Annotated in this window: 17 protein-coding genes; 10 read left to right on the forward strand and 7 right to left on the reverse strand. The window is 68.6% G+C overall.

Translation table 11 applies throughout. The features are described 5' to 3' along the window. Positions 1–147 precede the first annotated feature (147 nt). Positions 148–801, reverse strand: coding sequence for a hypothetical protein (locus tag E8A74_RS16230; RefSeq protein WP_136929927.1), 654 nt, complete (start codon positions 799–801; stop codon positions 148–150). 45 nt (positions 802–846) lie between these two features. Continuing rightward, a complete protein-coding gene (gene proS, locus E8A74_RS16235) occupies positions 847–2,409 on the reverse strand; it encodes a proline--tRNA ligase (protein WP_136929928.1) in 1,563 nt (520 codons plus the stop codon). A 117-nt stretch (positions 2,410–2,526) separates the two neighbouring features. Between proS and E8A74_RS16240 the strand changes: the two genes are divergently transcribed. From E8A74_RS16240 to E8A74_RS52305, 7 genes are all read left to right on the forward strand, one after another. Then, a complete protein-coding gene (locus E8A74_RS16240) occupies positions 2,527–3,402 on the forward strand; it encodes a cyanophycinase (protein ID WP_136929929.1) in 876 nt (291 codons plus the stop codon). Then, positions 3,399–6,068, forward strand: a complete 2,670-nt coding sequence (gene cphA / locus E8A74_RS16245) for a cyanophycin synthetase (RefSeq protein ID WP_136929930.1) — start codon at positions 3,399–3,401, stop codon at positions 6,066–6,068. Before E8A74_RS16240 ends, cphA begins: the two co-directional genes overlap by 4 nt. A 2-nt stretch (positions 6,069–6,070) precedes the next feature. Next, a complete protein-coding gene (locus tag E8A74_RS16250) occupies positions 6,071–6,964 on the forward strand; it encodes an isoaspartyl peptidase/L-asparaginase (RefSeq protein ID WP_136929931.1) in 894 nt (297 codons plus the stop codon). Between the two features lie 161 nt (positions 6,965–7,125). Then, positions 7,126–7,899 carry a hypothetical protein gene (locus E8A74_RS16255; RefSeq protein ID WP_136929932.1) on the forward strand — a complete coding sequence of 258 codons (774 nt, stop codon included), beginning with the start codon at positions 7,126–7,128 and terminating at the stop codon, positions 7,897–7,899. Further along, entirely contained in the window at positions 7,896–8,567 is a 672-nt protein-coding gene (locus tag E8A74_RS16260; RefSeq protein WP_136929933.1) for a hypothetical protein, read from the forward strand. The genes E8A74_RS16255 and E8A74_RS16260 overlap by 4 nt, the downstream gene beginning before the upstream one ends. Continuing rightward, entirely contained in the window at positions 8,564–10,735 is a 2,172-nt protein-coding gene (locus tag E8A74_RS54760; RefSeq protein ID WP_232379587.1) for a hypothetical protein, read from the forward strand. Before E8A74_RS16260 ends, E8A74_RS54760 begins: the two co-directional genes overlap by 4 nt. A 257-nt stretch (positions 10,736–10,992) precedes the next feature. Continuing rightward, entirely contained in the window at positions 10,993–11,889 is an 897-nt protein-coding gene (locus E8A74_RS52305; protein ID WP_170229163.1) for a hypothetical protein, read from the forward strand. 298 nt (positions 11,890–12,187) lie between these two features. Here E8A74_RS52305 and E8A74_RS16275 read toward each other — a convergent pair whose 3' ends face one another. Continuing rightward, positions 12,188–13,345, reverse strand: a complete 1,158-nt coding sequence (locus tag E8A74_RS16275; protein WP_136929934.1) for a ferritin-like domain-containing protein — start codon at positions 13,343–13,345, stop codon at positions 12,188–12,190. Between the two features lie 138 nt (positions 13,346–13,483). Next, positions 13,484–14,791: a hypothetical protein gene (locus tag E8A74_RS16280; protein ID WP_136929935.1), complete on the reverse strand. Its 1,308-nt coding sequence runs from the start codon at positions 14,789–14,791 to the stop codon at positions 13,484–13,486. Positions 14,792–14,953: 162 nt separating this feature from the next. Here E8A74_RS16280 and E8A74_RS16285 point away from each other — a divergent pair, with 162 nt between their 5' ends. After that, on the forward strand, positions 14,954–16,429 hold the full coding sequence (locus tag E8A74_RS16285) for a vWA domain-containing protein (RefSeq protein ID WP_136929936.1): 1,476 nt from the start codon (positions 14,954–14,956) through the stop codon (positions 16,427–16,429). Further along, the gene (locus E8A74_RS16290; protein ID WP_136929937.1) at positions 16,426–16,689 is read left to right on the forward strand and encodes a hypothetical protein; all 264 of its coding nucleotides are present in this window, start codon (positions 16,426–16,428) and stop codon (positions 16,687–16,689) included. Before E8A74_RS16285 ends, E8A74_RS16290 begins: the two co-directional genes overlap by 4 nt. 1 nt (position 16,690) lies before the next feature. On the opposite strand, the gene E8A74_RS16295 is transcribed toward E8A74_RS16290, so the two are convergent. Beyond that, positions 16,691–18,001 (reverse strand): MFS transporter, encoded by a 1,311-nt coding sequence (locus E8A74_RS16295; RefSeq protein ID WP_136929938.1) that lies wholly within the window; start codon positions 17,999–18,001, stop codon positions 16,691–16,693. Positions 18,002–18,093: 92 nt separating this feature from the next. On the opposite strand from E8A74_RS16295, the gene E8A74_RS16300 reads away from it, so the two are divergent. Continuing rightward, a complete protein-coding gene (locus tag E8A74_RS16300) occupies positions 18,094–19,602 on the forward strand; it encodes a phytoene desaturase family protein (RefSeq protein ID WP_136929939.1) in 1,509 nt (502 codons plus the stop codon). 337 nt (positions 19,603–19,939) lie between these two features. Here E8A74_RS16300 and E8A74_RS16305 read toward each other — a convergent pair whose 3' ends face one another. Then, positions 19,940–20,992 carry a hypothetical protein gene (locus E8A74_RS16305; protein WP_136929940.1) on the reverse strand — a complete coding sequence of 351 codons (1,053 nt, stop codon included), beginning with the start codon at positions 20,990–20,992 and terminating at the stop codon, positions 19,940–19,942. Next, a complete protein-coding gene (locus tag E8A74_RS16310; RefSeq protein ID WP_232379588.1) occupies positions 20,961–22,262 on the reverse strand; it encodes a PP2C family protein-serine/threonine phosphatase in 1,302 nt (433 codons plus the stop codon). Before E8A74_RS16310 ends, E8A74_RS16305 begins: the two co-directional genes overlap by 32 nt. Positions 22,263–22,486 lie beyond the last annotated feature (224 nt).

The raw sequence follows: 22,486 nt of genomic DNA on the forward strand, positions 1-22,486 counted from the left end.
TGTCGACCTGGCTTCTTCGTCGGCCTGTTTGAAAAACTGCGCGGAGCGCAGTTTTTCAACCCTGGGTCCAGCCCCTGGCTGGTCCGGGGTCGAGGGGGCGGACAGCCCCCCGCGGGGTCCGGGGCAGCGCCCCGGCGCCACGGCCCCTTAGGCCTTCGGCTTGCGCTGCGGCTTCGCGGGTGCGGACGCCGGCTCCGGCGGTGGCGTGGGCGAGCTGCTCCTGTAGGGCAGCGTCGTCCGCAGCACCTCGCGTGGGATGTGCGGCGTCGGCACGTGTGGGCCGGACTGAATTTCCTTCTCGATCGCGTTCAGCGTCTCGGATCCGAGCCTGCGTGCGGGCTCGACGCTGATGTCTGGTGACGTGTCCCGGCCGCGCCGTGACTTGCGGCTCGACGTGACCTGCGTCGCCTCGCCGCTTCGCGCGACCTTCTCGGCTGCGCGGTTGATCATCGGCTCGATTGCGCGGAGGCCGATTCGTAGCGCGTTCGTCACCCGCCGCGCCTCCGTCCCGCCGCGGACGACCAGACAAAGCACGGCTCGGTTTGCTGCGACGCCGACGTGGCAGTCGAGCGAGAGCGTCCCGGCGCGCGACACGAGCTCTCCGTGCGCGAGCTTGACCAGCACGACCCGATCGGTCCCTGCGACGACGTCTGCGGCCGCGGAGAGCGTCTTTCGCGCCCCCTCGGGGATCTCCCGCGGCCCTCCCTTCGTGACGAGATCGCCACGACGGGAGAGCACGAACGCATAGATCGCGTCCGCGTCGACCCGGACACGCTCCACGACGTCATCGAGTTGGGACATGGCCCCCGAGTCTACCAGGGGCCAGCACGCCCGCGTCGGACAACCTCAGTACGACTTTGCGAACACCACCCGCTGCCGGCTCGGCTTGCCGGAGACGATGCAGCGCCCCTCTTCCTGCAGATCCTTCGCGTCGGCCACGCCGTCGATGCCCGAGAGCGGGATGCAGCGGATCGTCACCTTGAACTTGTCCTTGAGATGCGCCTCGACCTCGGGCTCGCCCGACCAGTGCGCGAGCGCGAACCCGCCGTGGATCTCGGGTTTGTCCTCGTTCTTCGCCGTGAAGAACTTCTCGAAGTCCTTCATGTCGTCGATGCGCTTCGTGTTCGCGGCGCGGTGCTGCTTCGCCTTCGCGAGCAGGCCGCTCTGGATGTCGGCGAGGATCTCGGGGATCTTCGTGACGAGCTCGGCGCGCCCGAGCGTCGCCTTGTCCTTCGTCCCGCGATCGCGGCGCGCCACCATCACCACGTTGCCGTCGACGTCGCGCGGGCCGATCTCGATGCGGATCGGCGCGCCCTTCTTGATCCACTCCCACTGCTTGTCGCCGCCGCGGATGTCGCGCTTGTCGACCTCGACCTCGATCGGCCGCCCGCCGTAGCTCGTGCTCCGCAGCTCCGCTGCGACCGCGTCGACGTACTCCATCACCTTCGCCTTCGTGTCGTCGCCGCGCAGCACGGGCAGGATCACCACGTGTGCAGGCGCGAGCCGCGGCGGCAGGATGAGCCCGTCGTCATCCGCGTGCGTCATGAGCAGACCGCCGATGAGCCGCGTCGACACGCCCCACGACGTCGTCCACGCGTACTCCTCCGTCTCCTTCGCCGTCTGGAACTTGATCCCGCTCGCCTTGGCGAAGTTCTGCCCCAGGAAGTGCGACGTCCCGGCCTGCAGCGCCTTGCGGTCCTGCATCATCGCCTCGATCGCGAAGGTATCGACCGCGCCCGGGAACCGCTCGCTCGCCGTCTTCGGCCCCTTGATCACGGGCATCGCCATAAACTCTTCGGCGAACGTCGTGTACACGTCGAGCATCTGCATCGTCTCGGCGCGCGCCTCCTCCTCGGTCGCGTGCGCCGTGTGCCCCTCTTGCCAGAGGAACTCCGTCGTCCGCAAAAAGAGCCGCGTCCGCAGCTCCCAGCGCACCACGTTCGCCCACTGGTTGATGAGCAGCGGCAGATCCCGGTAGCTCTGCACCCAGCTCGCGAACGCCGCGCCGATGATCGTCTCCGACGTCGGCCGCACGATGAGCGGCTCCTCGAGCTTCGCCTCGGGATCCGGCACGAGCCCGCCCTCGGGCCCGGCGACGAGGCGGTGGTGCGTCACGATCGCGCACTCCTTGGCGAACCCCTCGACGTGCTCGGCCTCTTTTTCGAGGAACGACTTCGGGATGAAGAGCGGGAAGTACGCGTTCTTGTGGCCCGTGGCCTTGAACATCCGGTCGAGCTCGCGCTGGATGTTCTCCCACAGCGCGTAGCCCCACGGCTTGATCACCATGCAGCCGCGTACCGGCGAGCTCTCGGCGAGATCGGCGGCACGCACGACCTGCTGGTACCACTCGGCGTAGTCCTCGGCGCGGGTCGGGGTGATGGCAGTCTTCGGGGCGTCATTCTTGGCCACAGCGCGTTCCTCCGCGGCCGCCTCTATCACTTTTCCGGCGAGAGGGCGAACAAGCGAACACGCGCCGCCCCCAAACCCCTCTCCGAAAAACGGGAACCGTGATAACCGTGGCGCGCCTTGGCCCACGACAAGCCCGAAGCGAGCGCGCCTGACGCGCACGGAAAAGACGGCCATCTCCAGCGCGGACCCCTCATCGCCATCGGCGGCGCGGAGGACAAAGTCGGCGCGCGGAATGTCCTGCGTGAAGTCGTCCGTCACGCCGGCGGCCCGAAACAAGCCCGGATCGCCGTCTTCCCCACGGCCTCCAGCATCCCCACCGAGCTCGCGGGGACGTACGAGGCGATCTTCCGCGAACTCGGCGCCGACGTGCACGTCGTGCGCATCGAGTCGCGCAGTGACGGCGAGGATCCGCGGATCCTCGCCCTCGTCAAAGAGATGACCGCGGTCTTCTTCACGGGCGGCGATCAAGGGCGCATCGTGACGATGCTCGGCGGCACCGAGCTCGCTCGCACGATCCGCCGCGCGCACCGGAGCGGCTGCGTGGTCGCCGGCACGTCGGCGGGCGCGAGCGTCCTCTGCGACCACATGATCGCGCAGGGCAAGAAGGGCTACGCGCCGCGCCGCGAGCTCGTCATGCTCGCGCCGGGCCTCGGCCTCACGCGCAAGCTCGTCATCGACCAGCACTTCGCGCAGCGCCACCGCATCGGCCGGCTCTTCTCCGCGGTCGCGATGAACCCCTTCCTGATCGGCGTCGGCATCGACGAGGACACGGCGATCGTCCTGCGCTCCGACAAGAAGATGGACGTCATCGGCCGTGGCACGGTCACGATCATCGACGGCTCCAAGATCCAGCACACCGACATCCACGAGGTCCCGCGAAACTCGTCCGCGGCGCTGCTCGGGTTGTCTGTCCACGTCCTCACGCAGGGTTGCGGCTACGACATCGATGGCCGTCAGCCCTCGTGGCCATCCCGCAGCAAGGAGGCAACGTGAAACTGCTCGAAACACGCGTCTACCGCGGCCCCAACCTCTACGGCTATCGCCCCGTCATTCGCCTGACCCTCGACCTCGAGGAGCTCGAGCAGTACCCGAGCAACAAGATCCCCGGCTTCGTGGATCGGCTGCTCGCCGACGTCCCCACGCTGCACGAGCACGGCTGCTCCTACGGCGAGCCCGGCGGCTTCATCCGCAGGCTGCAGGACGGCACGTGGTTCGGGCACATCACCGAGCACATCGCGCTCGAGCTCCAGTGCCTCGCGGGCACGCCCGTCACGTACGGCAAGACGCGCACCGCGCACCGCGAGGGCGTCTACCACGTCGTCTACAGTTTTGAGGAGGAGTCGGTCGGGCGAAAGGCCGGCGAGCTCGCGCTCCGTTACTTGCAAGGGCTCTTGCCCGCGCACTTCCCCGATCACCTCCCGGCGCTCGCCGACCTGAACGCCGAGATCGAGAACCTCGCGCGGCTCGCGGAGCGCATGGCGCTTGGCCCGTCGACGCGCAGCCTCGTCGACGAGGCGAAGCGCCGCGGCATCCCGACGATGCGCCTCAACAAGCACAGCCTCGTGCAGTTCGGCTGGGGCACGCACCAGAAGCGCATCCAGGCCACGGTCACGAGCGAGACGCGGCACATCGCCGTGGAGATCGCGCAGGACAAGGAGCTCACGAACTCGCTGCTCGAACGCGCGGGCCTGCCCGCGCCGCAGCAGGAGCGCGTCTACTCCGAAGACGAAGCCGTCGAGGCGGCCGAGCGCATCGGCTACCCCGTCGTCGTCAAGCCCATGGATCTCTCGCACGGCCGCGGCGTCGCGTTGAACCTCACGACGCCCGAGGCCGTACGCGACGCGTACGCCAAGGCGTACGACCTTTCGAGCTACGTCCTCGTCGAGACCTTCCAGCCCGGCAAGGATCACCGCGTGCTCGTGGTGAACGGCGAGGTCGTCGCCGTCTCCGAGCGCGTGCCGGGCCATGTCGTCGGCGACGGCAAGAGCACGATCAAGGAGCTCGTCGACGTCGTGAACACCGACCCGCGCCGCGGCGTCGGCCACGAAAAAGTCCTCACGCGGATCGAGATCGACGATCAGGCCAATCGCCTCATGGGCCTGGCCGGCGTCACGCTGGAGACCGTGCTCCCCGCGGGCCAGGTTTTCGCGCTGCGCTCGACGGGCAACCTCTCCACGGGCGGCACCGCGATCGATCGCACCGACGTGATCCATCCGGACAACATCGACATCAGCGTGCGCGCCGCGAAGGTCGTGGGCCTCGACGTCGCGGGCATCGATCTCATCTGCCCGGACATCTCGAAGAGCGTGCGCGAGCACGGCGGCGTCATCGTCGAGATCAACGCCGCGCCCGGCTTCCGCATGCACGTCTCGCCGACCGTGGGCACGCCGCGCAACGTCGCTTCGCCCGTGCTCGAGATGCTCTTCCCGAATGGCGCGCCTGCGCGCATCCCGCTCGCGGCGATCACGGGCACGAACGGCAAGACCACGACGAGCCGCATGGTCGCGCACATCCTCAAGATGAGCGGCAAGCGCACGGGCCTCACCACGACGGACGGCATCTACATCGACGGCGAGCGCATCCTGAAGGGCGACATGACGGGCCCGTGGAGCGCGCGCGTCGTGCTCACGGATCCGACCGTGGAGGCCGCGGTCCTGGAGACGGCGCGCGGCGGCGTTCTTCGCGAAGGGCTCGGCTGGGATCGCTGCGACGTCGGCGCGGTGCTCAACGTCTCGGCCGATCACCTCGGCCTCGCGGGCATCGACACGGTCGAGGACCTCGCCTTCGTGAAGCGGCTCGTCGTGGAGGTCGTGCGCGACGGCGGCACGAGCGTGCTCAACGCGGACGACGAGCTCGTGCGCGAGATGGCGGACAAGGCAGGCGGCCGCGTCATGTGGTTCTCGCGCTCGCCTTCGAACGAGACCGTCCGCAAGCATGTGCGCGCGGGTGGCCGCGCAGCGGTGCTCGAACAAGGCGTCAACGGCGACATGATCACGATCTACGACGGCGACCGGCACGTCCCGGTCACGTGGACACACCTCGTCCCGGCCACGTTCGAGGGCAAGGCGAAGTTCAACGTCGAGAACGCGCTCGCGGCGGCGGCCATCGCCTTCTCGATGGGCATCTCGCTCGAGCACATCCGCCAGGGTTTGCGCACCTTCACGACCTCGTTCTTCCAGGCGCCCGGCCGCTGCAACGTCTTCGACGAGCACCCGTTCCGCGTGATCGTCGACTACGGCCACAACGCGGCGGCGATGTCGAAGATGGCCGAGCTCGTCCTCGGCCTGCGCCGCGAGCGCTCGATCGGCGTGCTCATGGCCGCGGGCGATCGACGTGACGACGACATCCGCGCGATCGGCCGCGAAGCGGCGCGCGCGTTCGACGTGGTCATCGCGAAGGAGGACGCGTCGCGCAGGGGCCGCAAGCCCGGCGAGATCGCGTCGCTGCTCGCGGAGGGCGCGCGCGAGGCGGGCAAGAGCGAGGAGCAGATCCTGAAGAAGCTCGACGAGAAGGAGGCCGTGGACACGGCGCTCTCGATGGCGCGGCCCGGCGACCTCGTGGTGGTGTTCGCGGACGACGTCACGGCCTGCTGGAAGCAGGTCATTTACTGGGGCAAGGAGCGCACGTCGCACCTGCCTGCCCTGCCGGACGAGGCCTGAACGTGAAATACGCCATTCTGACGCACGGAGGCGCGGCCTCGCCGCACGTCCATTCGGACGGCTGCGTGAAGGCCGCGGAGTCGGCGCGTTCGGTGCTGGAGCGCGGCGGCGACGCGCTCGAAGCGGCGCTCGCGGCGACGGTGATGCTGGAGGACGACCCGCGCTTCAATGCGGGGACGGGCTCGAACCTGCGCTTCGATGGGAAAACCATCGAAATGGACGCGTCCGTGATGACGAGCGACGCGAGGTTTGGCGCGGTCGCCTGCATTCAGCGGGTGAAGAACCCGATCCTCGTGGCGGCGAAGGTGATGGAGACGCCGCATTTGCTGGTCGTGGGGGACGGCGCCACGCAATTCGCGCGGGCGCATCGATTCCCGGAGTACGATCCGCTCACGGAGAAGGCGCAGGCCAAGCACGCGCGGGCGATGGCGGAGCTCCGGGGCCAAGGCGACGGCGATTATGCGGCGGACGCGGCGCCGTGGCTCACGATCGATTGGAAGTCGCTCTGGAACTTCGGCGGCGAGGCGCCCTTCCAGGACACGGTGGGCGCGGTCGTGCGAGACAGCCAGGGAAGGTTCGCGGCGACGGCGTCGACGGGCGGGACGGTGTACATGCTGAAGGGCCGCGTGGGCGACTCGCCGCTCATGGGCTGCGGCGTGTACGCGGGCCCGGCGGGCGCAGTGGCGGCGACGGGCGTGGGCGAGGAGATCGTGCGGCGATTCCTCTCGAAGACGGTCTACGACTGGCTCGAAGAAGGCATTCCTGCGGCGCGCGCGGCGCAACGGGGGATTGCGAAGTTCCCCGAGATCGTGGACGTGGGCTTGCTCGTGGCCTCACGCGACGGGCAGGCGATTGCTTCCAATCGCAACATGGCGAGCGCGCTGCTCGTGGGATAGGCCGGCGCCGCCCCGGACCCCCACGGGGCCCGGCGCGGCGAGGGTCGGCGAAGGGATCCGAGCCCGGACAGACAAGGTCCGAGCAGTTCGTGTTTTGTCTTGCCGGACCCGTTCGTCCTCCTGCTAGATAGGCCACAGCTCATCGCAGGAGGGGTTTCCAGATGAGACGAGGGGATCTTCTCGTCGCGGCGCTCGTCGTCGCGGCGCCGGGCGTCGTGTTGCCTGGGTGCTTGGGGTCGTTCGGGGAGGACAAAGGGCAGGGTCGCATTTGCGCGTCGCCAGCGGAAGGCGGCGAGTTTTGCGTCTCGTCGCGTGAGGGGCCCGCGAGCGCGTGGAGCCAAGCGGCGGCGCGCGGGTCGCTCCCTCTTCAGATGTGGGCCGAGCGGCCGGAGGGGATGACACTCGACGCGCTGGTGGCGAGCCCTGGCGATATGGAGCGGTGGATCGGGGATATCGATCGCTCTCTTGGGTATGTGCGCGATGAGCGGCGGAGCGCAGAGTCCTACAAGGCGAGCATGGATGGCCGGCTCCGGAACTTGCTTGGATCGGCCCGTATCCAGCAAACGGAGCGGCTGGAACAAGCGCCTATCGACGCCGTGGGAGGCTTCGAGGCGGCGCTCGTGGCGAAGGCGAACAGCGAAAAGGACCCGCTCGTCGCGGAGATCGCCGCGGAGAAGCTGGCCATGGGCGCCGTGCAGGGGGTCCTCGACAAGGTGACGCTCGATGTCGGGCCGCTCGCGGCGGACTATGCGGATCTCGTGGCGGACTTCGGGGCGTATCGGGAGACGGAGTCCGGGGAGGTGGATACGTATACAAAGCTCGCGGGAAGGCGTCGATGGCGACCGCGACTGAGCTCGACCCGATCGAGGCGAGCATCCTTCAAGTGGCGCACGATGCAAGCGCGACGCCCCAAGAGATGGTGCTGCGGGCGATGAAGCTCTCGGCGAAGATCACCCAATTCGAGATCACGTCGCAAGAGGCGCTCGCTCCGCACGCGGATTTCATGACGACGCATGGCACGGCCAATCCAGACATGGCCTCCAGCGCGCAGCGATCGATCCACGCGATGCTTGGGTATGTCGATCGGCGTATTGCCCGGAGCGACCGGGCGGCGATGTCGCTTCTCTTCGGAATCACGATGCGAAGGCAAGCGCTGTCATTGCTCGACGAGAGCCAAGACGTGCGGGCGCAGGTCGCGGAAGCGAAGATCGCGAAGGCGGAGGCGACGTTCCAGGAGAGCGCGGAGGCGCAGGTGCTCGCGTTCGAGAAGGTGACGCCTCAAAATGGGAACCTCTCGCTCCCGTATCTCGCGAAGCGGTACGACGACGTCACGGCCTTCTTGCAGATGCGCCCGCTCTGCGAGTTGCCTTCGTCGTCCTGGCGCGAGGCCGGCTGCGCGGCGATGCGCCCGCATTTCAAGGCGGCGGCGACGTACCGCGCGACGACGTTGCCGGGGCTCGTGCAGACCGGGCTTTCGACGATGAAGGCGCAAGGGGTAGGAGGCGCGCTCCTCGATGCGGCGGCGGCGAAGCTCGCGGCGGGGGATGTGAAGGGGGCTGCCGTTTTGCACGATGCCGCATTGCGTGGCGCGGAGGGGACATGAATCGATTGCTTGTTTGCTGGATCGTGGCGTTCGTCCTTCTCGTGCCTGCGCATGCGCGGGCAGGCACACCGTACAGCGTGCACTGGGAGATGCTCCAGGAGAGCAACTCTTGCGAGGATGCCCGGCTGAACATGCCCGGCGGTGCGTATTTCCACGCGAACCGGATGCCGCTCGCGACGTTCGAGGTTCCGGGGGCCTACACTTCGATCCCCAATGGCCCGAAGAGCAACGTGGCGGAGGCGCCGTTCGACTCCGTGCTCCTCCGCATGGGGACGAACGAATTCACCTTCGGCATCCAGAACGCCAAGGGCAACGATACCTGCGTCCACCAGCAGAACTTCGTGACGCTCGTCTCGATCCCGCTCGGGATCCAAAAGCCTCTCTTCAACGTTCGACGTGATGGGACCGCCTTTCGCGGCAGCACGCAGGTCGGGCTCGCGCTTTCGGAGATCAATCCGCCGCTCGCGCGGGACATCGCGGTCCTGGAGGTCGAGATCGCGGCGGAGCGGAAATGGCTTATCGAGAATGCATCGAAGGCCGCGAACCTCGCCGAGAGGCTCGATTTGCTCCAGCAGCTCGACACGGAATTGCACGATCTCGTGTCCCGGCCGCTCGACGAGATCAGCGAGGCGGATCTCGATGCGATCCTGGAGCGGTATGGGGACGTGGTCGATGAGGCCACGCGGGCCGCGCTTTCGCAGCTTCTTTCCGACCTGAAGAAGAGCGTTCAGGATTTGAAGGACGAGCTTGCGAGCTTGCTCGAACATTTCGGCGCGCAGGCGGACGCGGTGGCGGATCTGGTGACGGGCGAGGCGCGGGCGGCCGGGTTTTCGCCGGATGATCCTTGGGAGTATTCGCTGACGTCGTCCGAGGTGCCGTGGGTGGAGGTGCCCGACGTCTCGGGCACTGCGGGGGCGTTCGAGCCGGGGCAGGATCCTTATGCGGCGTATGCGGATGCGGTGATCGAGGCGCTTTCGCAGGACGTCGAGGGCGGCAAGGTGGTCCTGCGCGGGGACTTCGTGACGAATGTGCGGGCGTGGCGGTCGAATACGGCGGCGATCGAGAAGGCGCTGGCCGCGCGGGTGAGTGTTTCGCAGGTGGAGACGAGCGCGTTCTTGCAGGCGCAGATTCGCGTCACGGAGTACGTGCGGCAGTACATGGATGCGTCGGATTGGTTCCTGGATTCGCCGATCCCGCCGGATGTCCGGGCGCAGGTGGATGGCGTTCTGAAGAATGCTTTCGCCGAGATGGCGGAGCAGATGAAGGAGAGCCTCAATGGTTGGGAGGCGATCGCGCTCGGGCCGGAGAAGGGCTCCTTCATGGAGACGGTACGGGCATTTGCCGGGGCGATGTCGACGGTCGGGGAGGGGGCGGCTGCGTATGCGGAGGTCATGCAGACGCTGGTGCATGCGTCGTCGCGGATTGCGATCGGGTTCGTGCCGTATGCGGGGCCGGCGCTCGATCTCTGCGAGGCGGTGACGGGCAAGTTGTTCTGTTTGCCCGGAGGAACGGATCTGTCCACGGAGGAGCGGGTCGGCTCGGCGGTGGGCTTCGGGTTCGGGCAGATCACGAAGGCCTGGGCGGGGATCAAGGCGGCCGGGGTCAAGCCGGGGGCCAAGATCGTCGCGGCGGGGGTGCTGAACCTGGGGGAGGAGTTTGCCCAGGCGTTGCGGGGGAGTAGGATCGAGCAGTGGAAGGGTCTACGTCATGCGGTAACGAACGAGTCGATGAACGAGTTCGAGAAGAAGGCCGGTCTCTTCTTGATGAAGGACAAGGGGCACGGCATGCTCGGAGTCGGGGACGGTGGGGTTAGGAAGGTGCTGAAGATCCCCAAGCATTCGGATCCACACAAGAACAATGGCATGGCCGCAGACTTCCTTTCTCTCACGAGCGACGGAAAGCTGGTCCTCAGCGAGGCCAAGGGAATTGTATCCGATACCGGAGCCGTCGACGTGAACAGGGCGGCGGACCAGTTGAGCAACGCAATGGAGCACGCAGCCAAGCTCAACCTCGCCAATGACGTGGAACGCGTGCAGATCATCATTCCAAAGGGGGCAAAAGTCAAGGGCGACTGGAGCGTGAAGGATGGTTACCTGCGAACAGGCAAAGGGGAACCGGTAACCGTGCCGGGCAAGCCAAACTTCTTCGTTCGGGTGGTGGAGATATGAGTGGCGTGACGTTTCACGCGTGGTGCGACGCGTCGGTGAAAGTGGATGCATTCACAGCGGCGATTCGACGGCTCCTAGGGGATGATGCTCGCTGCACACCGCGGCCGCCGACACCGGGCGATGGCCGTTGGACGGGGTGGACCGACGCGCCCGTGACGGAGGTCGTCGAGCTCCTTAGAACGAAGTTCACTGCCAAATCAGGAGCCGTGCTATCGGGTACGGGGCACGGTTCATCGGGCGAGAAGTTTTGGCTGCGCATGGAGTGCTACGGTGCCGACTACAGCAGCGGAACGTGGAGACCCGAGGTATTGCTCGGCGGAGACTTGCCAGGATTTCCGGACCTCGAAGGGGAAGACAGGGATCACTACGAGGTCGTCTTCCCCGGCGGAGAGCGCTCATGGCCCGGCGAGGCTGCATACGCCGCCTTGTATCAGCAAGCCATCTGCGAGCACGCCTTGCTCTGCATCTGCGCGCCGGACGAAAGCAAGCGAGTGACGGCAGGGGGCATGTCCTCCGGACGCTGGTATGCCCCCCTCGAGATCGCTGGGACGTACCACCTCGATGGCAACGTCGCGCGGGATCTCGTTCTCTCGTGGATGTACATCCATGAAGGGGAACGGATCGAGCACGTCGCGGGTCTGCCCATGGATACGCTCGCGGCGCGCATCGAGGCGGCGCCCAAGGGAACGCGCATCGGCGTCGCGACGAACGCCAAGCACCGCACCGAGCACATCATTATCGACAGGGAGGCGACGAGCACGAAGCTCGGTTGGCCCCTGCATCCGGGGGCGCTTCGTCGGGGCCCGCGGAAGAGGCTGCCGACGGACGTGGAGTTGAGCCGCGAAGACGTCCTCGCGGCACTCCAGACGCCGCCGGCCGTGCTTCTTGAAGCGCTGGAGGCTTCGGCGGTCCCCGACCAGGACTGGCTCGACGCAGAGGCCATTGCGCGCGCGATGATCGACGCCGAAAAAAAAGGCGAGGCTACGAGCGAGATTTATTGGCCCGACGGGACGCACGTGCAGTTCCTCAAGCACCACGCCCCCTACCACGTCCGCCGCCTCCCGAACGGCGGCGTCCTCCTCGCCACGCACCCCTACCGCACCCTCTGGCAGCTCTGGGCGGATGCCCTTCTCCTCCTGGGAATCCGGACCTGACGCAGGCAGCCAGTCCATCGACCCCAAGCCCGGTCCGTCGACCCCCAAGCCCGGTCCGTCGACCCCCAAGCCCGGTCCGTCGACTCCCAAGCCCGGTCCGTCGACCCCCAAGCCCGGTCCGTCGACCCCCAAGCCCGGTCCGTCGACTCCCAAGCCCGGTCCGTCGACTCCCAAGCCCGGTCCGTCGACTCCCAAGCCCGGTCCGTCGACTCCCAAGCCCGGTCGGTACGGTCAGGCAAATCACGCGCTGCCCCAAAAACGCGGGGGATCAACGGCGAACCAGGGGGGCACGTTTCCATCACGCGGGAAGTGGCGCTCGCCAAGGCCCCCTCGACCCCGGCGCTGCGCTCCGGAGCAACACCCCCGCCGCGGGCCCCACCACCTCCTCCATCGCCCGCGCCGTCGCCTCCACGAGCGCCGCGCCTGCGAGCCGCCCGTGCCGCGCGAGCCGCGGATCCCCCGCGCCGTCCGCATCCACCACGCCCGCGTGCCCGAGGCCCGCAAAAACCTCCTCCACCGCCGCCCGCACCCGCTCGCCGCCCACGCGAATCGCCCACGCCACCGTGCGCCACGCGAGCTCCGCGTGCCGCGCCTCGTCCGCTGCGATGCCGGCGAGCACCTCGGCGACCGCGGGATCCTCGGCCTTCATGCATTGCTCTGCCGCGAGCACCGCGGCGATCGTCTCGCCGATGCACCCCTCTTTTGCGGTGCGCGCCGCGATCGACGCGAGATCCGCCACGACCTCCGCCGCGCCTCCAAAGGGGAACGCCCCTGGCGCCACGGGCTCGCCTGCATACGCGCTCGCCAATGCAAAGCAGAGACGCGCGTGCCGCACCTCGTCGAGCGCCGCGTGGTGCGCCTCTTCCAGAAGCTCCGCCGGCGCGCCCACGGCGAGCAGTTCCAGCGCGAAGCGCCCGAATGAGGCCACGGACGCGTGCTCGAAGAGCGCGTCGCGCGTCCATTCCGCCGCGAGCGCCGCGCGAAGGTCGGGCTCGATGCCCGAAACGTCCGGTCCGATCGGTTTCTTCGCGCCCCACCCGCCGTCCCCGCGGCCCCGGAGCGCGAGCGCCGTGCGGGCCACGTCGTCGACGAGGTACGGCCGCCCCTCACAATAGGGAATGAACTCGGTGGCGTAGCAGCATTGGCCGTTCTTCAGCGTCCCGTCGCTTTTCACCGTGTGGTTCGCGAAGAACGCTGCATCGAGCCGCGTCTTCGCGTCGTCCCGCGACGGGCACACGAGCGGATCGACGCTCCCGCCGCCACCACCGCCACTGCCGCCTGCGCCTGCGTCCTCCGGCGGCCAGTCGAGGCATCGCTCGGCGACCACGGGCTCGGAGTTGTCAGGGCAACTCGTGCTGAAGAAGCATCCAGAGACGGCGGCGCCCGCGGCCGGGAGCGCGAGCAGGGCAAAAAGACGATGGGCGAGCGAGCGGCGGAAGACATGCGCAGGATTCATCGAGGCCTCCGTAGGGGGGTTCCCATGCGTGCCGGGGCCGAATGCACGGCACGTGCCCTCCGCATGCGCGCCCGAATTCGAGGCGCCGCCGCCCGCCGCCCCCTGACAATCACGTCACGGCCGTGGCCCAGCCGCCCGTTATCCGCGGGCCGATAGGAAGGCCTGCGCCGTCTTCCGTGCCAAACCCAGGTTCTGCTCCCACGAGGCGTTGATGTCCTGCGGCCCGATCCTTCCATAACCCCGCCACGCGGCCGGCTCCGCCTCCGGCGACGCTTCCCGCGCCGGCCCCTCCGGCGACGCCGCCACGGCCTCGCCCAGCGCCTCGCGCACCGGCCTTCCTCCCTCGGAGAGACACCATTGCACGACCCGCCACCCGAGCTCCGCGTGCCGCGCCTCGTCCGCCGCAATCACGCCGAGCGCCGCGCCGATGCCCGGCGCCTTCGCTCCCCTCGCCTGCCTCCGCGCCCGCTCGGCCGCGGCGCCCTCGCCGAGGCAGCCGTCTTCCCAGGACTCGACGCATAGACGCTGAAGCTCCCGCGCTCGATCGAGCCCCGACCGCCGCGGCGGCGGGAGCAACTCGGGCGCGAGCGTCCTCGATGCGAGATCCCCTGCGATCGAAGCACAAAGCTCCGTGTGCCGGACCTCGTCGGCCGCCGCGGCGAGCGCCCGGTCCACGAGGTCCCGCGGCGCGCCCACGGCCGCGAGATCCCGCGCCAATGCGAGGAACGCCGGGATCGAGGCGCATTCCCCCCGCGCGTCGTCCTGCCAGGCCGAGACGAGCGCGGACCGCGTCGGCTCGTCGATCCGCCCGCCGCGCTCGCGCCCGCGGCGCGGGGCTCCGGCGACGCCCGGCAAAACGTAGCGACCGTCCACGCGCAAAGGCCGCCCGATGATACACAGGCCGGGCTCGCCGTACATGGGCGGGAAGTGGGCTCCCGCGGTGATCGTGAATTCCGGTTTTCTCTCGTCGCCCGGCCAGGGAATCGTGCCGCGGAAGCCGAGGTCGACGATCCCGCCGCCGATGGCGCCGAGGCCCACGTGGATCCCGTGGCCGCCCGGGTGCAGGTCGGAGAGCGCCGTGCGATACGTCCAGCCCACCTCGGCGTTCGCGCCGATCCCGGGATTCCGAAGGTCCGCTCCGCCGTGGAGGCCCGCGGCGAACCGGCCCGCGGACGAGAAGTTGAGCCAGGAGGCCTGCGCGAACGCGCCGACGGCGCCGCGGGGCCCGGAGAAGCAGCTCACGTTGCCGGCGAAGACGAGCGAATACCGGACGTCGAGGCCGAGGCCGAAGTTGAGCTTGTCGCCGAAGCTCAGGGACAACATGAGCCCGGGCGAAACCCAGTGGATGTTATCGTCGGCGCGCGCCTCGCCGGGGGCCAAGAGGATGGCGGCAGCGCCGAGCGCGCAAAGCGTGGGACCAAGACGAGAAGAAGACAAGGAACCCATGAGGACCTCCAGGGCTCATGGTAACGGAAGTCGCTCACCTTTCCCAGTGGGCCGGACGTTTGCACCCTTGACGCAGCCGGGGACGCGCGATTCCATGGAAGGCCTCGACGCCGGGGAATCTCCCCCTGCGCCGAAAAACCCTTGCCTTGGATTGGAATCACCATGCAACGACGACGAATGTCTTCCACGGACACGATCCCTCGCTCGCTTTGTCCCCTCGCCTTCGTGCTCGCGCTCATGCCTGTCGGGTGCGGTAGTTCTTCGACCGGGGCTGAGTTCCTCGGGGCCACGCCGGGGGGTGCCCAGGACATGGGGCTCGCGCGCAGCATCATCGCGTCCGGCGGCGTGCCGACGCTCGACGATTTCACCCCCGAGGGCCTCTACTCCGAACACGACCTCGCCCTCGCGGCCCCCGCGCCCTGCGCAAAACCGCTCTGCATCAACACGGCCGCGGGCCTCGATGTCGGCCTCGACGACGACAAGCGCGACCTCTTCGTCCAGCTCGGCATGCAATCGAACATCCGCGAGGACGAATTCGTCCGCAAGCCGTTGAACCTCGGCATCGTGATCGACACGAGCGGCTCGATGGACGGAAACCTCTCGCACGTGCGCGAGGCGCTGCACACGCTCGTCGACAACCTCCGGCCCGACGATCGCGTGGCGATCGTGGAGTTCGCTGCGAGCGCGAACACGATCCAGGCATCGACGCCCGTCTCCGACAAGGAATCGCTGCACGAGGCGATCGACGAGCTCACGACCGGCGGCTCGACCTCGATGGAGGAGGGCATGATGCTCGGGTATGCCGTGATCGACGAGCACGTGCAGCCCGGCACGCTCTCGCGGCTGATGGTGTTCACCGACGCGATGCCGAACGTCGGCGCGACCGACGCCACGAGCTTCCAGTCGATGGTCAAGGCGGCCTCGGCCCTCGACATCGGCTTCACGTTCTTCGGCTTCGGCGCGAACTTCGACGCCTCGTTCGTCGACCAGATCGGCCACCTGCGCGGCGGAAATTATCGATTCGTGGGCGCCGAGGACGTGAAGCCGATCTTCGAGGAGGAGCTCGATTTCCTGGTGACGCCCATTGCGTACGATCTCCGCGTCTCCACGGCGGCGGCTGAGGGGACCGAGGTCTCCACGGTCTACGGCGTGCCGCAGCTCGGCGAGCACGGCAGCGGCGAGCTCTTCGACGTGACCACGGTGTTCCTGAGCAAACGCAAAGGGGGCATCGTGCTGCGGCTCGACGGGACGAACCTGGAGCCGCTCGTCTCGGGCGAGGCGATCGAGGCCGGCACGGTGGCGATCGAATACACGACGCCCGAAGGCGCCGTCGAAAAGGACACGCTGCAAATGCGCTTGCCCTTCCAGACGCTCCCGGGGCCGGCGGACGCGCTCTTGCCGACCCCGCACATCGCGCGGACGCTCGCCGTGACGAACGAATACCTCGTGATGAAGCGGCTCTGCGGGGATTTCCACGCCAATAGCCTCGACCCCGTGGACGGGGCCGCGCGGCTCGAACAGGCGATCACGCGGCTCACGAGCGCCGACGCGGCCCTCGCCGACGAGAACCTGAAGCGGGAGATCACCCTGCTCCAGAAGCTCGGGCAAAACCTCGGCCTCGCCGCGGGGACGCCATGAACACGCGCATGGGAAAACGGCTCTTCGGCGCGCTCGTGCTCGCGTGTCTGGCCATGGCCGGCTGCTCCGACGAGGGGCAAAGGTCCTGCCCGAGCGATTTTACGTGCGCGGATCTCGTGACGAACACGTGCGGCGAGGACGGCGCTTGCGGGAGCTCGCAGAGCTGCGCGTCCGCGAAGAAGCTCGAACAGGCGGGTGATCGGGGCGCGTGCGAGGCCGCGTGGTGCTCGCTCGGCGAGTCGTACAAGGAATGCGACTGATTCAAGCCTTCCGCGGGCGGAACGTCGGGAACAGGCACACCGCCGAGAACACCGCGAGGGCGACGAAGACGTAAAACAGTTTGTCCCACCCGTAGCGCTCGCTCACGCCACGCGTGACGTGCTCCTGAAGGATCGCCCCGATCGATCCGATTCCATTCACCACGCCCGCCGCGGTCGCCGCCGCGTACTTCCCGCCTGCGTCCTGCGCCGCGGCGCCGCTGATGAGCGAGTCCGGCCCGAAGAGCATCGCGCCGACGAACGCCATCACGACGAAATTGGTGGCGGTGCCCGTGGAGCCGAGCCGCGCATACAAGAAGAGCGCGACGGCGAGGAGCACGAGCCACGCCGCGGCGAACCAGGAGCGCGGAATGCGGCGATATCGATCGGAGAGCGCCCCCATCCCGATCGTGCCGAGCACGCCGCCGACCTCGAACGAAATGGACATGTACCCGGCGCCCGTCTTCGAATAATGCAGCGCCGTCGTGAGGTAAAACGGCAGCCAGAACAGGATGCTGTACCGGATGAGCTTCATCCCGAAGTACGAGGCGCCATACGACCAGACCGTGAGGCTTCGGAGCACGCGGCTCCGCTCCGCCCGCTCCGTCTCCGCCACCACAGCCGCCTCCGCCATCGCCGCGGCGCCGGCGCCCGCGACCGGGACCACGACCGCGTCCGGACCCGGCTTCAGGAACAGGAGCACGAGCACGCCGACGAGCGCGACGAGGACAGCCGGGCCCCAAAAGCTCGCGCGCCAGCCATAGAGGCTCAACATGAACGTGGCAAACCAGGTCGCGACGATCCCGCCGACCTGATAACACGTCGCCCACACGCCCATCACGCGGCCGCGATTCTCGGGCGTCGTCCACTCGGCCATCGCCTTCGCATTGCCCGGCCAGCCCGACGATTGCGCGAAGCCGTTCACCAGGAACGCGACGAGGAACGCGAGCCCCACGCTCGACGCGCTGAACGCGAAACACGCGGCCGCCGAGACGAGCATGCCCACGCCCACGAGCCGCCGCGCCCCCACACGATCGCCGAGCAAGCCGTTCACGGTCTGGCCAACCATGTACGCCGCGAGGTACGCCGTCTCGACGTTGCGCAGGACGTCCTTGCCGAGGCTCTCCATGATGGGCGCCTTCGCGACGCTGATCCCTTTGCGCCCCAAGTAATACGTCGCGTAAGACACCCACGTGAGGACCCACGCGGTCCACCGTCCTCGACGCGTCGCTGCGTCCTCGGCGCGCTCGCCGGACGGCGGGACTCGCTCGATCACGACCGGCGGCGCGTAGGGGTCGAGAGGGCCTTGGCTCATCGTTTGCCGAGGGTACGCGCGGCGGCGCCTCGGCCGCTACCAGATCACGACCGGACAACCTCGTCCTGACTCACCGTGCTACACAAAACTCCATGATCACCCCCGACGCGATCGTGATCGGCGCAGGTCCCAACGGGCTCGTGGCCGCCAACTACCTCGCCCAGGCCGGGTGGTCCGTGCTCGTGCTGGAAGCCCAAAAGCGGCCCGGCGGCGCCGTCTGGACCGAGGAGAGCACCCTGCCCGGGTTCCTGCACGACGTGGGCGCCGCGTTCTTCCCGTTCGGCCCGACGAGCCCCGCCCTGCTCCCGCTCGATCTGCCCGACGCCGGGCTCGTCTGGCGCCACGCGCCCCTCGACAGCGCCCACCCCGCCAAGGACGGGACGTGCGCGGCCATCGGGCGCGACCTCGAAGCGAGCAAGCGGAGCCTCGGCGAGGACGGTGCCGCCTGGGAAAAACTCGCGCGCTGGCACGCGCGGACCCAGGACAGGCTGCTCGACGCGTTGCTCTCCACCCTGCCCGCCGTGGGGCCGATGCTGCGCTTCGGGCCGGCAAACCTGCTCAAGCTCGCGGCCGTGGCCGCGTCGAGTGGTCGCGGGTACGCGGAAGGGACGTTCCGGACCGAACCCGCGCGCCGCATCCTGCCCGCGCTCGCGCTGCACACGGACGTCGGCCCGGACGATCCCTTCGGCGCGATCGTGGGCTTCATGCTGGGCATGCTCGCGTCGAGTGGAGGCTTCGCCATCCCCGAAGGCGGCGCGGCTTCGATCACGCGGGCCTTGCTGAAGCGGCTCGCGGAGCTCGGCGGCGTCGTGCGGACGGGCACACGCGTGAAGCGGATCGTGGTGCGCGAGGGGCGCGCCGCTGCCGTGATCACGGAGCAAGGCGAGGAGTTCGAGGCCGATCGCGCGATCATCGCCGACACCTCGGCGCCGGCGCTGTACCTGCGCCTGCTCGATCCGGCCCTCGTGCCCACGCCGCTCGCCGAGTCGATGCGCAACTTCAAGTACGGCTTCGGCACGTTCAAGATGGACTGGGCGCTCTCGGGCCCGGTGCCATGGTCGAGCGAGGACGCCGCGCGCGCAGCCGTGGTGCACACAGGCGACAGCCTCGACGATCTCGCGCGCTTCACGGCCGAGGTGCGCCGCGGCGAGCTGCCGCGGGATCCCTACCTCGTCATCGGCCAGCAGACGCTCGCCGATCCCACACGCGCGCCCGCAGGCAAGCACACGCTGTGGGCTTACTCGCGTGTCCCTTCGACGTTGCCGGGCGGCTGGAAGGCGGCAGCGCCCTCGTTCGCCGATCGCATCGAGGCACGGATCGAGGAGCTCGCACCAGGCTTCAAGCAGCGCATCCTCGCGCGAGTCATCATGACGCCACCCGATCTCGAAGCGATGGACGAGAACCTCGTCGGCGGGGATCTCGGCGGCGGCTCGGCGCAGATCCAGCACCAGCTCTTCTTCCGCCCCGTCTTCCCCTACTTCCGGTATCGCACGCCCATCCGCGCGCTCTACCTCGGCTCCTCGTACACGCACCCAGGCGCCGGCGTGCACGGCGCCTGCGGCAAGAATGCGGCAGAGGCGGCGCTCCGAGACGAGGGGTAACGTCGCGCCGGGGCGCTGCCCCGGACCCCGCGGGGGGCTGTCCGCCCCCTCGACCCCGGACCAGGCACGGCCTGGACCGAGGGTGGAAGAACTGCGCGATGCGCAGTTCTTCCAACGGGCCGGTGGCAAGACCACGGAGGTGGGTCTCAAGCTGGCGACGGGCACGTTGCCGGTTGAACCGTCGCCGGTCTTGCCACTGGCTGTTCGATGAACTGCGCGATGCGCAGTTCATCGACCCCGGGTCCAGCGCCTCGCTGGTCCGGGTCCAGGGGTGGACAACCCCTGGTGGGGCCTGGGGCAACGCCCCAGCTCCGCGCCCTCGCGAAAAGACCCATGCTCAGTCCTGCCGGGAGCTGCGCTTCCAGTACGCGACGAGCGCTGGGAGCACGGTCGACGACATCTGCGCGAGGTGCGCGATGTGATCGTCCTCCTTGAACCCGCGATAGCCTGCGATGTGCAGGTCCCCCCGCTGCGCCTCGCTGCGTTGTTCGAGCCAGCGCTCGGTCGACATGACGGCGCGCCCGAGGGGAAACGCTGGGCGATCGGGCCAGCCGATCGTACGGGATCGTTCGATCCCGAGGGCGCGGAGGATCGCGTCCGAGGTCTCGGTCGTGGTTGCGTACCGGAACTCGCCGATCTCCGAGTGCGTCATGACGAAGAGCTTCTCGCCGGCCGCCGCCTTGTCCGCGAAACGCACGAACGGCGCGATCCGCTCCATGTCGACCTCGCGGCTGCCCTTGTTCACGAAGTTCGAGTGGAGCGCGTCGCAGAGCAGCACGGCCGACACGCGGGAGAACGCCTCGTCTCGCGCGAGGATCCGGCCGATCGCCCCGTATCCGGCGCTCCACGCGGCGAGCGCGAGCCGCCCGAGGCGCGCCCCGCGGAGCCCGCGCGCGGAGGCCGTCTCGACGACCCGCGCCACGTCGAAATCGAGCATCCCGGGCGGCCCGTACCGCGTGTCGTAGGCGCCCGAGCCCACGCCGACGTTCACCACGAGCACGAGCGCGGAGAGCCCCGCTGCGGCCACGCTCTCCGCGACGAGCTCGGCGTTGCCGTGGAAATGAATCAAGAGGTCGAACGTGCCATCGGCCGACGCGAACGACCACGGGACGAACAGCGCGCCCGCGGAAACGAGCGTGTAGCCCTCGCGCGAGAGATGCTGATCGGCGCGCGTTCGTGGCTCCACGCGTGCCTCCGGCGTGACCTCGGGCGGGGCCGGGGGCTTGGCCGAGGGGAGCGCGGGGAGGTGCACCGCAGCGGTGAGCGCGGGCGCGCTGACATCGCGCACGGCCACGAACGCCATCACGCCGAGAAAGAGCGCGCCTGTCGCGACGAGCGCGAGCCGGCCGACGATCGTCTCAGTTCGCTTGTTCAGCCGGAGGGGCTTCACGCAGCGATCGAATGTACTCCGCCGGCTTCTTCACGCAGACCAGGATCGCCGTAATGTTGTCGTGCCCGCCCTTCTCGTTGGCGCGGGTGATGAGCTGGTCGATGGCCTGCTGCGGGTGCTTGGTCGCGACCAGGATCTGCCGCAGTTCCTCGTCGGGCACCATCTTCGAGAGCCCATCGGAGCAGAGCAGGTACGCATCGTCGGGGCGCGGGCGGCCGATGATGAGATCGATCTCCACGGAGGGCTGCGTGCCCACCGCGCGATTCAGGCGGTGAGCAAACGCGGGGCCGGTGAAGCCGAGCGCGGCCATCGTGTGGTCCGTGGTGATCTGCTCGAGCTTCCCCTCGCGCAGCCGATAGCAGCGGCTGTCCCCCACGTGCCCGAGGTAGAGGCGCTGCTTGTTCAGGGAGAAGCGCGCGGCCACCACCGTCGTGCCCATGCCCTTCAGCATCGGGTCCCCGGCGGCCTTCTCGAAGACGGCCTTGTTCGCCATCTGGATGCTGCGCGCGAGCTCGCTGCCCCGCCGCGGCACGTTCTCGTAGGCCGGGCCCTCGAACGTCTGCGCCTTGAAGGCCTTCTCGATCACCTCGACCGTCAGCGCGCTTGCGATCTCGCCGCCCGCATACCCACCCATGCCGTCGGCCACCACGAAGAGGCCGTGCTCGTCGACGACGACGTAGCTGTCTTCGTTGTTCTTGCGCTTCTGCCCCTTGTCCGTTTGCCCCGCGGCGCTCACGAGGATGAACGGCGAGGCGCGCGTCGGCTCGTCGTCGGCCGCGTCGTCGTCCACGACGATGGGCTTCGCGGGCGCGTCCGGGTGCTCCTCTTCCTCGCGCTCGTCGTCGTTCGTGAGGTCCGAGAGCCGCGGCATTTTCGGGCTCAACGTGATGACCGTCAGCTCGCTGTCATCCTCGTCCTCGTTCGGCTCCGCGATCTTGGGCAGCAGTTTGTCCGAGGACGTTCGCTCCGGCGCAGGCTTGCTCGAACGCTCGGGCGCGGGCTTGCTCGAACGCTCCGACGCGGGCTTGCTCGTGCGCTCCGGCGCGGGTTTGCTCGCGCGCTCCGGCACGGGCTTGCTCGTGCGCTCCGGCGCGGGGCTGCTCACGCGAACGCCTGCCGTCGCTTCGGGCGCGTCGCCCGGCTTGACCCCTTCCCCTTTGCCCTCGCCTTTGCCGCCCGAGGGCAGGGCTTTGGGCCGCGCGAGCAGGAAACCGGCGGCTCCGACGAGGACGACACCGAGGACGAGTGCGATCGCGGTCCAAAGCTGCATGGGCGGAGATCCCCGGGCGGCGCGCGACGTACCGGACGCCCCCTCGGTTTTTCTACTACGACCGCCCGGAGGTTGTGTGGAAAAACCGGCCCCCGCAGAGCCTAGAAGTGGTCTCATAAACCGTTGGGAGCGCCCCGAAGCTAGGGAGGGCGAAGCGAGGAATCCTACGCGGATTTCGAGCGAGGCCGACCGACGATTCGGGGCGCGAGTAGGTTTATGAGACC

The sequence above is a fragment of the Polyangium fumosum genome, from assembly GCF_005144585.1.
GTDB classification, from domain to species: Bacteria; Myxococcota_A; Polyangia; order Polyangiales; family Polyangiaceae; genus Polyangium; species Polyangium fumosum.